Annotated in this window: 13 protein-coding genes and 1 tRNA gene; 7 read left to right on the top strand and 7 right to left on the bottom strand. The window is 59.4% G+C overall.

Annotated elements, in window-relative coordinates:
• Window positions 1-8: 8 nt before the first annotated feature.
• The 4 genes from JAB6_RS28455 to JAB6_RS14470 all read right to left on the bottom strand — a co-directional run bounded on the left by JAB6_RS28455 (window position 9) and on the right by JAB6_RS14470 (window position 5,141).
• Entirely contained in the window at window positions 9-869 is an 861-nt protein-coding gene (locus JAB6_RS28455) for a DUF5131 family protein (RefSeq protein ID WP_083292734.1), read from the bottom strand.
• Window positions 870-1,017: 148 nt separating this feature from the next.
• Window positions 1,018-2,700: a site-specific integrase gene (locus JAB6_RS14480; RefSeq protein WP_070303366.1), complete on the bottom strand. Its 1,683-nt coding sequence runs from the start codon at window positions 2,698-2,700 to the stop codon at window positions 1,018-1,020.
• Window positions 2,701-2,898: 198 nt separating this feature from the next.
• Window positions 2,899-2,975, bottom strand: a tRNA-Pro gene (locus JAB6_RS14475).
• Window positions 2,976-3,047: 72 nt separating this feature from the next.
• On the bottom strand, window positions 3,048-5,141 hold the full coding sequence (locus tag JAB6_RS14470; protein ID WP_070303365.1) for an AsmA family protein: 2,094 nt from the start codon (window positions 5,139-5,141) through the stop codon (window positions 3,048-3,050).
• 121 nt (window positions 5,142-5,262) lie between these two features.
• Between JAB6_RS14470 and JAB6_RS14465 the strand changes: the two genes are divergently transcribed.
• Together JAB6_RS14465 and arsC are read left to right on the top strand one after the other, a co-directional pair.
• Window positions 5,263-5,634, top strand: coding sequence for a helix-turn-helix transcriptional regulator (locus JAB6_RS14465; protein WP_175444545.1), 372 nt, complete (start codon window positions 5,263-5,265; stop codon window positions 5,632-5,634).
• Window positions 5,631-6,053: an arsenate reductase (glutaredoxin) gene (arsC, locus tag JAB6_RS14460; RefSeq protein ID WP_034754642.1), complete on the top strand. Its 423-nt coding sequence runs from the start codon at window positions 5,631-5,633 to the stop codon at window positions 6,051-6,053. Before JAB6_RS14465 ends, arsC begins: the two co-directional genes overlap by 4 nt.
• A gap of 59 nt (window positions 6,054-6,112) precedes the next feature.
• Here the strand turns inward: arsC and ispB are convergent, their stop codons facing one another.
• Complete coding sequence (ispB, locus tag JAB6_RS14455; protein WP_034754644.1) at window positions 6,113-7,102, bottom strand: octaprenyl diphosphate synthase; 990 nt, start codon at window positions 7,100-7,102, stop codon at window positions 6,113-6,115.
• A 304-nt stretch (window positions 7,103-7,406) separates the two neighbouring features.
• Here ispB and rplU point away from each other — a divergent pair, with 304 nt between their 5' ends.
• From rplU to proB, 5 genes are all read left to right on the top strand, one after another.
• Window positions 7,407-7,718, top strand: coding sequence for a 50S ribosomal protein L21 (rplU, locus tag JAB6_RS14450; RefSeq protein WP_034754730.1), 312 nt, complete (start codon window positions 7,407-7,409; stop codon window positions 7,716-7,718).
• A gap of 40 nt (window positions 7,719-7,758) precedes the next feature.
• On the top strand, window positions 7,759-8,031 hold the full coding sequence (gene rpmA / locus JAB6_RS14445) for a 50S ribosomal protein L27 (RefSeq protein WP_010395157.1): 273 nt from the start codon (window positions 7,759-7,761) through the stop codon (window positions 8,029-8,031).
• 111 nt (window positions 8,032-8,142) lie between these two features.
• Window positions 8,143-9,252 carry a GTPase ObgE gene (gene obgE / locus JAB6_RS14440; protein WP_034754647.1) on the top strand — a complete coding sequence of 370 codons (1,110 nt, stop codon included), beginning with the start codon at window positions 8,143-8,145 and terminating at the stop codon, window positions 9,250-9,252.
• A gap of 12 nt (window positions 9,253-9,264) precedes the next feature.
• A complete protein-coding gene (locus tag JAB6_RS14435) occupies window positions 9,265-9,675 on the top strand; it encodes a hypothetical protein (RefSeq protein WP_070303364.1) in 411 nt (136 codons plus the stop codon).
• 27 nt (window positions 9,676-9,702) lie between these two features.
• Window positions 9,703-10,821, top strand: coding sequence for a glutamate 5-kinase (proB, locus tag JAB6_RS14430; RefSeq protein WP_070303363.1), 1,119 nt, complete (start codon window positions 9,703-9,705; stop codon window positions 10,819-10,821).
• Between the two features lie 119 nt (window positions 10,822-10,940).
• Here the strand turns inward: proB and nth are convergent, their stop codons facing one another.
• Window positions 10,941-11,588: an endonuclease III gene (nth, locus tag JAB6_RS14425; RefSeq protein WP_034754654.1), complete on the bottom strand. Its 648-nt coding sequence runs from the start codon at window positions 11,586-11,588 to the stop codon at window positions 10,941-10,943.
• Window positions 11,585-12,316 (bottom strand): electron transport complex subunit RsxB, encoded by a 732-nt coding sequence (gene rsxB / locus JAB6_RS14420; protein WP_070303362.1) that lies wholly within the window; start codon window positions 12,314-12,316, stop codon window positions 11,585-11,587. The genes nth and rsxB overlap by 4 nt, the downstream gene beginning before the upstream one ends.
• Between the last annotated feature and the right edge of the window lie 32 nt (window positions 12,317-12,348).

Raw genomic sequence — 12,348 nt, 5'->3', positions numbered from 1 at the left:
GATAATTTTTATGCCCTGCGCACTTTGGGGAATTGGTCCCAATGCCTGCCGCCAAGTGATCGGCCTGCTTTGCCCTTTCCTACTGCGACCAGTGTAATCTCTTCGCCGGCATGTCGAACAATATGAATTACCGTCTTTCGAGTGACCGCGTCTCCCGCCAACTCAATCGGTGCCCAATGTCCCCATTGCTTAAAATGAAATGGTACTCGCGCTGCACTGCACTGCTTACGCAAATCTTCTGGCCATTGTGGTTCCATTGGGCGAGAACCATGCCCTGATTCACCGCCGGCGATCACCCAATCCACTTTTGTACCCAATGGACCTTTGCGCAAAAATTCGCTGATGTCGAGAGGCCCTAGTAGCGGCTCGCAAGATAAGAATCGAACGGCTGGCGAAGTGAATTCGAGTAGATACTTAATTCGCTTACCCGCAGAGGCTTGATTTTCGACTGTTGCGCCCAGCCATACATTGGACGGGAACTGATATCCCTTCGGTAGTTGTTTTTTTACAAGATGAATTCGCTTTGTAAGTAAAAGCCAATCCAAATGTGGAGTGTTTTTTATCAGTTCAAACAAGCGCAGTCGATGGGGAATGAGATCGGCACGGTTTTCAAACACATCAGCCATAGACGCGCAAAATACTCGGTGCCGGACGCCTTGAGCCTTGGCATCGGCATCCCACTTCAGTGGCTCCTTCCAATGCGCATCGCTGAAGAAGCGCCGCTCGGACTTTGGCCCCCACACATCCTCGCCTAGCCGCCTAGCCCAAGTCTCGGCATAACAATGGTCGCAAGCAGCAGACACCTTGACACAACCCCACCAAGGGTTAAAGGTGTGATGCGTCCATTCGATTGATGTCTCTTTACCCATGCTCAATACGTCTTAGAATGATTTTTTATTATACTGTATCTTCATCCAGTATCAAGTGAGATAGGTGAACGAAATGGCCTCTAGTTGGGGGGAGGTTTTCCGGATGAGCCCGCCGAGATCGGCGGACTAAAGACGTTAGTGAAAATGGTTAGGCTGCTTGGCGTCGGAAGTTCACGTGAATGACGTTTTCTGCGGATGGAGCGGCGTTCTCGGCCGTCGCCGGGTACACCGAAGGGATGTCGGCTGCGGGTGAAGGCGTGGTCATAGACGCGGTTTGTTGATGCGAATGATCTTCTAATGCTCTAACTGGCTGCTCCGCAACTGCGTGGTCAATAACGTCTTTGAGCGTTACCTTTACTTTCGGGTTAAGGCGCTTGCGCCCATGATGTGAGTTGAATTGTTTGTCGGGGTCCTTGGAACGGAACGCGTCATCTAGCCGCTTCGCCAAGCCTTGCGCGCATAAATGGGCGTATCGCAGCAACATCCGCACATCGCGGTGGCCACTGAATGCCTGGAGATCGAGCAACGAAAAGCCGCCGGGCGTGTTGCTGCCGATCTCTGCGACCCGTGAGATGGCCTCGTGCCGCAGATCATGGACGTGCAGGTCGAACTCGCCGGTAAGTCCCGCGCACTCACACATGCGCGTCCATGCCTTCCGCAAGGCATCATTGCTGAACTCGAATACGAGCTCGTTGGTGCGCGGTAACTGACGAAGCAACTCTATAAGGTCTCTGCGCAGTGGTAGCTTGCGAGGGCGCCCGTTCTTCGTCTCTGGGAGGAAGGCGGTCTGAACATCGAGATCGACGTTAGCCCAGCGCAGGGACAGAGATTCACCGCGTCTGGCCCCGGTCATGAGCTGGAACTGTACGAAGCACTCGTACATGGGAATGTGAACCCAGGTGGCTTGTGCCTCTTTCAGAAGCTGCTTTCGGGTTTGCCAGAAACGATAACGGGTAGGCCTTCCTTCAATGTCTTTGAGCTCGGAGGCGACCAGTTGGTCATGGCAGTAGGACTGGGACCATTTTTCATCCTCTTCAAACGCTGCGACCAGCAGGCGATCCTCCTCACCAGGCTTGAGGCGGCGGTCCCGTTCATTAAAGTATGGCGGGCGCTTTACACCGTCCATTGGGCTGTTGAGAACATGGATGCGCCAAGTTTTGATGGCGATGTTGCAGACGGCCGAGAAGATATCTAGTTCCCGGTCTACGGTCGATTCCGATACCGTCTGGCAACGCTCGTCAACATACTCAGTCAGGTCGTCCGGGACGATTTGCGCAAATGGCTTCAGAATGAAGCGCGTAGCCGAACAGGCTGCTGGGCGCATTTTCTTGCCAATCTCTTTGCGAATCCTCATCGCTTTGACCTTGGCACAGGGATTGGGATGGCTGGCGACAATCTCCGCGATGGATTGCCTCTGCAAGCCCGCATCTTCCAGCATCGCGTTGATTTTGTAGGCATCAATCTCGAAGCTCTTGTTGCGTGGCGCCTCTTCGTGCAGGTAGCGGATCATCAGTTCCGCGAGCGTGGTGTTCTGGCCTTTTGAGTAGTCGATAAGGATACCTTGGCTGTGTTCGACCTGCAGTTTAGCCCTTACAAGTTCGGCCTCCTTCAGGGAGTTTGCGTACAGCACCTGTTCCTTAAGACCCTTTTTACGGATGCGAATCATGTAATGATTATCCAAGGGGATCAGCTTGGGTTTGAGTTTTTGCGCCTTCAGCGACTGGCGGTAAGCTTCCGCTTTTTCCAACTTGTCGTGGGGGAAGGTCTGCGTGAGATCGTCGCGGTTCTTGACCGCGACTTGGTAGTGCGAGCGATTCTCGATGGACGCCATGTCCGTACTCCATGAAGTTGTGGAGTACCGTATAGAGTCAAACGGGGAGCATGCACTATCGAGTAGACAATGTCCCTGCAAATAGGCCTTGTTTTTTCAATCACTTGCCCGTCATATGATAGCTGCCACTGATTTGCCACCGTATCGCATTAGCAAGAAAATGACCGCGAGGTAAGTAATTGTTTTTCAAGGGTATTTTGGTCGGGGTGAGAGGATTCGAACCTCCGGCCTCTGCGTCCCGAACGCAGCGCTCTACCAGGCTGAGCCACACCCCGCTTTTCTTCATTACAGCAGATGGCGGGGCGGGTTTCAAGCGGCTGTATCAAGCCTGTTTGTTGCAAGCCTGCTTATTTCTTTTCCTGCTGCGCCTTCTTGATTTCCGCTTCGCTCACTTTTTTCGCTGGCGCATTCGTTGCGGGCGAAGTCGGGGCCTTGCGGGTGGCGTTCGCTTGCGCCATGACGGCGGCGCAGTCCGTGTCGGGGGCTTTGTCGACGTTGACCAGCGGCAGCAGGGCGGCCAGCGGCGTGACGACGGTGGCCAGGGCCACGGCGGCGCCGGCTTTCAATGCCAGCGGGCCTTTTTGCGGGCCCACGTCCGGGTTCTTGAACGTGCCTTTTGCGTACAGCGGCGTGCGCAGGGTGATGATGCGGGCGCCCTTGGTACGGGGGCGCACGTCGAGGTCCAGGGTTTCGGTGGCCAGGTTGACGTTGCCCGTGACATTGACGACGGCCGTGTCCGTGTCGAGCACGAAGCGGCGCACGTCGGCCTGGCCATTCGTCACGGCGAAGTCGCTGGCCAGGCAGTTCAGGTGCACTTGCTTGTCGCCAAAGATTTTCACGAAGACGGCATTGGCCAGGTTCAGGCCAGCCAGTTCCAGCATGAACTGGCTGACGGAGCCTTCGCTGACGGTGGCTGCCAGTTCGCCATTCGCGCTGGCCAGCATGGCCGAGACAGAATTGCCGTGGCCCGTCAGTGCCGCGTCGCCATACACTTCGCCGAAGCTCGCTTGCATCGATTGCAGCTTGGGAAACAGTTCGCGTATCTTGAGGTGGCGCGCCGCCACCTTGGCTTGCGCGGCGATGGTCTTTTGACGGCCGTCGAGCGTGATGTTCGAGGTGATATTGCCGCCGGCCATGCCGAAATTGAGCGGCGTCAAACTCAGCACCTTGTCTTTCATGCGGATGTTGGCGACGATACCGTTGAGCGGGATATCGTGCGTGCGCACCAGTTTCTTGCCCGTGAACTTCACGTCGGCGTCGAGCGCATCCCATTTGGCCGTGTTGAACTGTTCCACGGGCAAGGCTTTATTCCCGGGCTGCACGGGCGCCCTGCCGCGCGCCTGTTTGCGCGCATTGCTGTCGGCGCCGATGGTGGGGCCCAGGTCTTCCAGGCGCAGCTGCTGCGACGCCACTTCGCCGCGCAGCAAGGGCCGCGGCTGGCGCGGCAGGTATTGCAGGGTGCCGGCCAGGTCGCTCTCGCCTACCGTGCCCTTGAAATTCTGATAGGTCCAGTTCCAGCTGGCGCCGTCCTTCTTGCCCAGCAGGCGACCCTTGGTGGCGTAGTCCGGCGTTTCCGGCAGCAGCACGCCCGTCAGCGGGTACAGGTCGGCCATGCTGGCGCCGGCCAGGCTCAGCTGCAAATCGATGCCGGACAGCGAGCGCGGGTCCGTCAGCGTGCCATCGATGCTGGCCTTGTTCTTGCCCAGCACGGCATGCGCCTGAATGGGATACACGGTGTTGTTGTCGGTCAATGACAGCACGGCCCCCGCCTTGCCGCCGCCCGTCACGGGCGCCTTGCGGTAGCTGCCGCCCAGGGTGAATGCGATGCCGTATTTCTGCACGGGCGCATTGCCTGGCGCATCGCCGGGTGTGGCGTCGGGCGCCGTCGAGCTGACCTTGGCGTGCACGTCGAGGGCGATACCCTCGTCCAGATAGCGGATGACGCCGTCACCGAAGGCCATGCGCTGGATTTCCAAATCCCATGCCGAAGGGCCGTTGTCTTTCAAGGTCCAGCTGTTGCTGCCATCGGCGCGCCGCTGCAGGGCAATGTTGGGCGCCTGGAGCGCCAGGTCCGTCAGTACCACGCGATGCTGCAACAGGGGCAAGGGATGGATGGCCACGTCGATACGTTTCGCGCTGGCCAGTTGCGGGCCGGCCGTCGCCCAGTCCGGGTTGCTCATGCGCACGTCCTGCGCGCTGATGACGGGGCGCGGCACATAGCGGCGCCAGCCCGGCTCCGTCTTCAGCCCCTGCTGCCATTTCACCTGCAAGTCGCCGCCGATGACGAAGCTGCGGCCCGTGCTTTTCGACACCTTTTCGTTGATGTAGGGGCGGGCGCGGTTCCAGTCGAAGGTCAGCACGAAGATGACGACGATGGTGATCAGGGCGAGCAGGGCGGCCAGGCTCCAGCCGAGGATTTTGAGCGGGGTTGAGCGTGTCATGAGGATGCCAATCGCAGTGATTTTTTCATCAAGGTAGACCGATAGGCCATAACAGTCGGTGCGCTGGGTTACGTAAGACACCTCGCTTGAAGTGATTCAATAATTCGACTATTATTGAAGTATGGAAAATGAAAAATCAATCGCGGCGCAAGCCGAGCCACTGACGAGCGCGGCCGCCATCGCAGCGCTGGCCGCGCTGGCGCAGGAATCGCGGCTGGCCGTGTTCCGCCTGCTGGTGCAAGCGGGGCCGGAAGGCATGGCCGCGACGAAAATCGCCGAAGCGCTGGCGATCGCGCCATCGTCGCTGTCGTTTCACCTGAAAGAACTGGCGCATGCCAATCTGGTGACGGCGAGCAAGGCGGGCCGCTCCATCATCTACTCTGCTAATTATGCGGGCATGAACGGCTTGCTGGCCTTTTTGACCGAGAACTGCTGTGCTGGCGCGCCTTGCTGCGTCAGCGAACCACATTTATTGAAGGACATCACGACATGACGATCACGATTTATCACAACACGGCGTGCGGCACGTCGCGCAATACTCTGGCCCTGATCCGCAACACGGGCGTCGAGCCCGTCATCATCGATTACGTCAAGCATCCGCCTTCGCGCGAGGAACTGGTCGACCTGATCAAGCGCGCGGGCCTGTCCGTGCGCGCCGTCATGCGCGACAAGGGCGCCCTGTACGACGAACTGGGCCTGGCCAATCCTGAGCTGAGCGATGCTGCCCTGCTGGACGCCATGCAAGCCCATCCTATCTTGATCAACCGTCCCATCGTCGTCACGGAACTGGGTGTGCGCCTGTGCCGGCCGTCGGAAAAGGCGCTGGAGATTCTGCCGCTGCCGCAGCAAGGGGCGTTTGCCAAGGAAGATGGCCAGGCCGTGGTCGGCGCCGATGGCAAGCCGGTGAAATAGGCGCGCATAAAAAAACGGCGCCATTGGCGCCGTTTTGTATTATGGAGAGTAAAACGCGATCAGTGATTGCGGTCCACGGCAAACGAGCACAGTTGCAGCATCGATTGCTTGTAGACGCTGTCCGGCCAGCCAGCGATGGCGTCGGCGGCGCGCTGGCCGGCGATTTCCGCCTGCTTGCGCGTGTAGTCGAGGGCGCCACTGCTGGTGATGGCCGTCAGGACGGTATCGAAATGCTGTTCGTCGCCTTGCTCGATGCAGCTGCGCACCAGTTCGCGCTGTTCCGGCGTACCGTTTTCCATCAGCCAGATCAGCGGCATCGTTGGTTTGCCTTCGCGCAAGTCGTCACCCACGTTCTTGCCGATTTCGGCGGCGTCGCCTGCATAGTCGAGCACATCGTCGATCAGCTGGAACGCCGTACCCAGCGAGCGGCCGTATTCGGCTGCCGCTTCGATATCGTCTTCGCTGGCGCCGGCGATCAGGGCGCCCAGTTGCGCCGACGCTTCGAACAGCTTGGCTGTCTTCGAGCGGATGACGTTCAAATAGCTTTCTTGCGTCACGTCCGGATCGTGCATGTTCAGCAATTGCAGCACTTCGCCTTCGGCGATCACGTTGGTGGCGTCGGAGAGGATTTGCATGACGCGCATATTATTGAGCGACACCATCAGCTGGAACGAGCGCGAGTGCAGGAAGTCGCCCACCAGCACCGACGCGGCATTGCCGAACAGGGCATTGGCCGTCTGGCGTCCGCGGCGCATCGACGATTCGTCGACGACGTCATCGTGCAGCAGGGTGGCGGTGTGGATGAATTCGACCACGGCGGCCAGTTCATGGTGCGCCGTGCCCCGATAGGCGTGGGCATTGGCCACCAGCAAAATCAGCACGGGACGGATGCGTTTGCCGCCTGCGCTGATGATGTATTCAGCGATCTGGTTGATCAGAATCACATCGGAGTGCAACTTTTGGCGGATCACCGTATTGACTGCGTCCATATCGGCGGCAATCGTTTGCACGATGGTGTTTTGGTTAACGTGTTTGTTAGCGTCAGACAAGGCGAACCTGCATTAGATTGTGGGTGCCGCGATTATACGACAAGGCTTGCGCGTGCGTGACGTTTGCCTATGACTGTAGGGCAATTGATTGATCTTGTTGGCACTGGCGCGCGTTTTGCTGTCCGCCTGGCGCAAGCCTGACAGGATGGCCGGGTTGCCGACATACCACGATCATCGGCCTTTGTGAATAGTTTTTGACGCAATTTCTCAGTCCGTGTATAATCGCTGGTTCCCCCTGTTGTGTACGGCTTGCTTTGCACGGCAATGGGACAAATTCTTTCAACATTTGATGAGGTTTCAAATCATGTACGCGGTCATAAAAACCGGTGGCAAACAATACAAAGTTGTCGCTGGCGAAAAACTTAAAGTAGAACAGATACCGGCAGACATTGGTTCCGAAATCACCATCGATCAAGTTCTCGCAGTAGGCGCGGGCGACAGCATCAAGTTTGGTGCTCCATTGGTCGAAGGTGCAACGGTACTGGTTACGGTTGTGGCGCATGGTCGCCATGATAAGGTCAAAATTTTCAAGATGCGTCGTCGTAAGCACTACCAAAAGCATCAAGGCCATCGCCAGAATTTTACCGAAATCCAAATCGTTTCGATCAACGGCTAATCGCCGCTGTTTGAATTAATCAGCTATCAAGGAGTCTTAAATGGCACATAAAAAAGGCGGCGGCACAACGCGAAACGGCCGTGATTCAGAATCAAAACGTCTGGGCGTTAAAGTCTACGGCGGCCAAGCTATCAATGCTGGCGGCATCATCATTCGTCAACGCGGCACCCCAGTGCGCGCCGGCGAAGGCGTAGGCATGGGCAAGGACCACACGTTGTTCGCGCTGATCGCGGGCAAAGTGAAGTTCGTTGTCAAAGGTGCTGGCTCGAAGCAATTCGTGACCGTTGTACCTAACGCAGCAGTACCAGCGTAATTCATCGCGGAGCCAGTTCGCTCCGCAATGATCGCATGATGTAAGGCGCAAGCCTTCAATCGAAAGGCTCTGCCCAAGGTAGAGCCTTTTTAGTTTTATGGCGGCAAAATTATGAAGTTTATCGACGAAGCAAAAATCGAAGTCATCGCGGGCGATGGCGGCAACGGCTGCGCCTCTTTCTGCCGTGAAAAATTCCGGCCTTTCGGCGGTCCCGATGGCGGCGATGGCGGCAAGGGCGGCACCATTTGGGCAGTCGCCGACCGCAATATCAACACGCTCGTCGATTTCCGCTTCTCCAAAATGCACAAGGCTCGCAATGGCGAGCCTGGCCGTGGCGCAGATTGCTATGGCAAGGGCGCCGATGACATCCACCTGCGCATGCCGGTCGGCACCTTGATCATCGACAACGCGAGCGGCGAAATCCTGGCTGACCTGACCGAGCACGGCCAGACCGAAATGCTGGCCAAGGGCGGCGAAGGCGGCTGGGGCAATATCCACTTCAAGTCCTCGACCAACCGCGCACCACGCCAAAAAGGCGAGGGCAAGGAAGGCGAACGCCGCGAACTGCGCCTGGAATTGAAAGTGCTGGCTGACGTTGGCCTGCTGGGCATGCCGAACGCCGGCAAGTCGACCTTCATTTCGGCCGTCTCGAACGCGCGTCCGAAAATTGCCGATTACCCATTTACCACTCTGCACCCGAACCTGGGCGTGGTGCGCGTGTCGCACGAGAAGAGCTTTGTGATCGCCGATATTCCCGGCTTGATCGAAGGCGCTTCCGAAGGCGCGGGCCTGGGCCATCAATTCCTGCGTCACTTGCAGCGTACGGGTCTGCTGTTGCACATCGTCGACCTGGCGCCGTTTGAAACCAACGTCGATCCTGTCAAGGAAGCCAAGGCGCTGGTCAAGGAATTGAAAAAGTACGACGAGTCGCTGGTCGACAAGCCGCGCTGGCTGGTGTTGAACAAGCTCGACATGGTGCCGGAAGAAGAGCGCAAGAAGATCGTCAAGGACTTCCTCAAGCGTTTCGCCTGGAAGGGTCCCGTCTTCGAGATTTCCGCGCTGAACCATCAGGGTTGCCCGGAACTGGTGAACGCGATTTACCAGCATCTGGAAGAGAAGAAACACAGCGAAAGCCGTGCCGAAGAAACGCAGATGACCGAAGAAGCACGCGGTATCTCGTCGATCGACCCGGATGATCCGCGTTTCAAGATCCTCGACTAAGGCTTTATCCTGATGTCGGTACAAACGGTCGCTGCCGCGTCCGCGCGCAAGCAAGCGTGGCAGCGCCGTGTATTGCATCTGATCGCGTATGCTTACGGGCTGAGCGCGGTCGCCTGTCTGCTGTTCGCCGATGCAATGGCGGCCGGCATGGGCATCTTCCTCAATGGCGTCAATGGCTACAGCCAGTTCTACGCTACGCATGTCGGTGTCTGGGGCGCTACCGCACTCCTGGCGCTGTTCGCGGCACGGCAGGGCGAACCGCCTGACCTCGGCGATATCACTGCAATGTTGGTCCTGGCGCAGCCCGCCGGCCGTCTGTTCGCGGCCATCAGCTTCGGCTTGCCCCAGGGTTTTGTGTTGTTCATGTGCGCAATGGAGCTGACGGCGGGGCTGGCCTTGCTGCTGCTGCGTCCTGCGCGCTGACGTCTATTAAGTGAAGAGCGCCGCCCCATGGATTCCGTGATTCAAAAAGCTACCCGCATCATCATCAAAGTCGGCTCCTCGCTGGTCACCAACGACGGCCGCGGGCTCGACCATGCCGCCATCGCGCGCTGGGCCGCGCAGATTTCCGGCTTGCGCGCCCTGGGCAAGGAAGTCGTGCTCGTGAGCTCCGGCGCCATCGCCGAAGGCATGCTGCGCCTCGGTTTCGAGGAGCGCCCCACCGATATCCACGAATTGCAGGCGTGCGCCGCCGTCGGCCAGATGGGCCTGGCGCAAATCTATGAAAGCAGCTTCCGCGCCCACAGCCTCGGCACGGCGCAAGTGCTGCTGACGCACGCCGACCTGGTCGACCGCGAACGCTACCTCAATGCCCGCTCCACCCTGACGACCCTGCTGCGCCTGGGCGTGGTGCCGATCATTAATGAAAACGACACGGTCGTCACCGATGAAATCAAGTTCGGCGACAACGACACCCTGGGCGCCCTGGTCGCCAACCTGATCGAAGCCGATGCGCTCGTCATCCTGACGGACCAGCACGGCTTGTTCTCGGCCGACCCGCGCAAGGACCCGAACGCCTACCTGATCACGCAAGGCATCGCCGGCGACCCGGCCCTGGAAGCGATGGCCGGCGGCGCCGGCAGCAGCCTGGGACGCGGCGGCATGCTGACGAAAATCCTTGCCGCCAAGCGCGCCGCCAAGTCCGGCGCCCATACGATCATCGCCTGGGGCCGCGACAGCGACGTGCTCAGCCGTCTCGCCCAGGGCGAAGCGATCGGCACGGAGCTGCGGGCGCAAACGGGGCAATTGACGGCGCGCAAGCAGTGGATGGCCGATCATCTGCATACGGCCGGCGCCGTCGTGCTGGACGCGGGCGCCGTGCAAAAGCTGCGCCAGGAAGGCAAGTCGCTGTTGCCGATCGGCGTGACGGGCGTGAACGGCGAGTTCGGCCGCGGCGCCGTCATCACCTGCGTCGACGCGGACGGCGTGCCCGTGGCGCGCGGCCTGTCGAACTACACGAGCGGCGAAGCGCGCCGCATCATGCGCAAGCCGTCCACCGAGATCGAGGCGATACTCGGCTACATGGAAGGCCATGAGCTGATTCACCGCGACAATATGGTGTTGCTGTAGGTCGGATTAGCGTAGCGTAATCCGACAACATTGTTGCCGCGTCCTGTCGGATTACGCGCTGCGCGCTAATCCGACCTACGACGTAATCACAGCGGCCCATTCGGGCCGTTTTTTTTTGACTACACCACAGCCGGCATCGGCGACTTGTCCTTGTAATCGCACAGGTCGGCGATCATGCAGTTCCAGCATTGCGGCTTGCGTGCCGTGCATGTGTAGCGGCCGTGCAGAATCAGCCAGTGGTGGGCGTCGTGCAGGAATTCTTTCGGTACGAACTTCAATAGCTTTTGCTCGACGATATCGACATTCTTGCCCGGTGCGATGCCGGTGCGGTTCGAGACGCGGAAGATGTGCGTATCGACGGCCATCGTCGGTTCGCCAAACGCCGTGTTCATGACCACATTGGCCGTCTTGCGGCCCACGCCGGGCAAGGCTTCCAGCGAGGCGCGGTCGCGCGGCACTTCGCCGCCGTGCTGCTCGAGCAGGATCTGGCAGGTGGCGATGACGTTCTTCGCCTTGGTGCGGAACAGGCCGATGGTGCGGATGTAGCTGGTCAGCTCGTCAACGCCTAGGGCTAGTATCTTGGCCGGCGTATTGGCGACCGGATACAGCAAACGGGTCGCCTTGTTGACGGACACGTCCGTTGCTTGCGCCGACAGCAGCACGGCGATCAGCAACTCGAACGGCGTCGTGTATTCGAGTTCCGTTTTCGGGGATGGATTGGCGGCGCGGAAGCGCGTAAAGATTTCCAGGCGTTTGGCGGCGTTCATGCGTCTTTTTTCGGCGTGTTGGGGGCTGGCGGGGAGGTGTCCGTGCTGGCGGCAGCGGCCTTGGCGCGCGCGCGCTCCATGGCGGCGGCGATGATGGCGCGCTTGCGCTCCTTTTCTGCCTGTTCATCTGGCGTGACGGGCACTTCCTGTGTCACTTCCTGCATCTTGGCGACGGCCTTGGCGGCCAGGCGCGCGTCGTTGGCCTCGGCTTCGCGGCGCAGGCGCTGCGTGCGGAAATCGTGGCGCGCGCGCGCGTCATCGGCCTCTGCCTGGCTCCAGGCATCCCAGCCCGTGGCGTCCCCGCTGACCGGGTACATGACGATGCAGTCGACGGGGCAGGGCGCCACGCACAGGTCGCAACCCGTGCACAGGCTAGTGACCACCGTATGCATCTGCTTGGCGGCGCCGACGATGGCGTCCACGGGACAGGCCTGGATGCACAGGGTACAGCCGATACACAGCGATTCGTCGATATAGGCGACAGATCGCGGACGCTCGAGGCCGTTGACGGGATTGAGCGGGATGACTTTTTTGCCCAGCAAGCCGGCCAGGCGCGCGATGCCTTGCACGCCGCCCGGTGGGCACTGGTTGATGTCGGCGCTGCCGGCGGCTATCGCTTCCGCATACGGGCGGCAGCCGTTGTAGCCGCATTTGGTGCATTGCGTTTGCGGCAGCAAGTCTTCGATCTGGTCGGCAAGTGAGGGAGGGGCAGGGTGCGGCACGGTCATCTTCGATACGGTAAAACGCCATTATCGGCCAT

Origin of the sequence: Janthinobacterium sp. HH104 (assembly GCF_001758715.1) — a bacterium.
Lineage (GTDB): Bacteria > Pseudomonadota > Gammaproteobacteria > Burkholderiales > Burkholderiaceae_D > Janthinobacterium > Janthinobacterium aestuarii.
Note: the sequence above shows the minus strand (reverse complement) of the source record. Positions and strands in the feature narration are given on the sequence as shown.

Coding starts and splice junctions, on each gene's coding strand:
- JAB6_RS28455 (WP_083292734.1), bottom strand. CDS start 869: ATGGGTAAAGAGACATCAATCGAATGGACGCATCACACCTTTAACCCT.
- JAB6_RS14480 (WP_070303366.1), bottom strand. CDS start 2,700: ATGGCGTCCATCGAGAATCGCTCGCACTACCAAGTCGCGGTCAAGAAC.
- JAB6_RS14470 (WP_070303365.1), bottom strand. CDS start 5,141: ATGACACGCTCAACCCCGCTCAAAATCCTCGGCTGGAGCCTGGCCGCC.
- JAB6_RS14465 (WP_175444545.1), top strand. CDS start 5,263: ATGGAAAATGAAAAATCAATCGCGGCGCAAGCCGAGCCACTGACGAGC.
- arsC (WP_034754642.1), top strand. CDS start 5,631: ATGACGATCACGATTTATCACAACACGGCGTGCGGCACGTCGCGCAAT.
- rplU (WP_034754730.1), top strand. CDS start 7,407: ATGTACGCGGTCATAAAAACCGGTGGCAAACAATACAAAGTTGTCGCT.
- rpmA (WP_010395157.1), top strand. CDS start 7,759: ATGGCACATAAAAAAGGCGGCGGCACAACGCGAAACGGCCGTGATTCA.
- obgE (WP_034754647.1), top strand. CDS start 8,143: ATGAAGTTTATCGACGAAGCAAAAATCGAAGTCATCGCGGGCGATGGC.
- JAB6_RS14435 (WP_070303364.1), top strand. CDS start 9,265: ATGTCGGTACAAACGGTCGCTGCCGCGTCCGCGCGCAAGCAAGCGTGG.
- proB (WP_070303363.1), top strand. CDS start 9,703: ATGGATTCCGTGATTCAAAAAGCTACCCGCATCATCATCAAAGTCGGC.
- nth (WP_034754654.1), bottom strand. CDS start 11,588: ATGAACGCCGCCAAACGCCTGGAAATCTTTACGCGCTTCCGCGCCGCC.
- rsxB (WP_070303362.1), bottom strand. CDS start 12,316: ATGACCGTGCCGCACCCTGCCCCTCCCTCACTTGCCGACCAGATCGAA.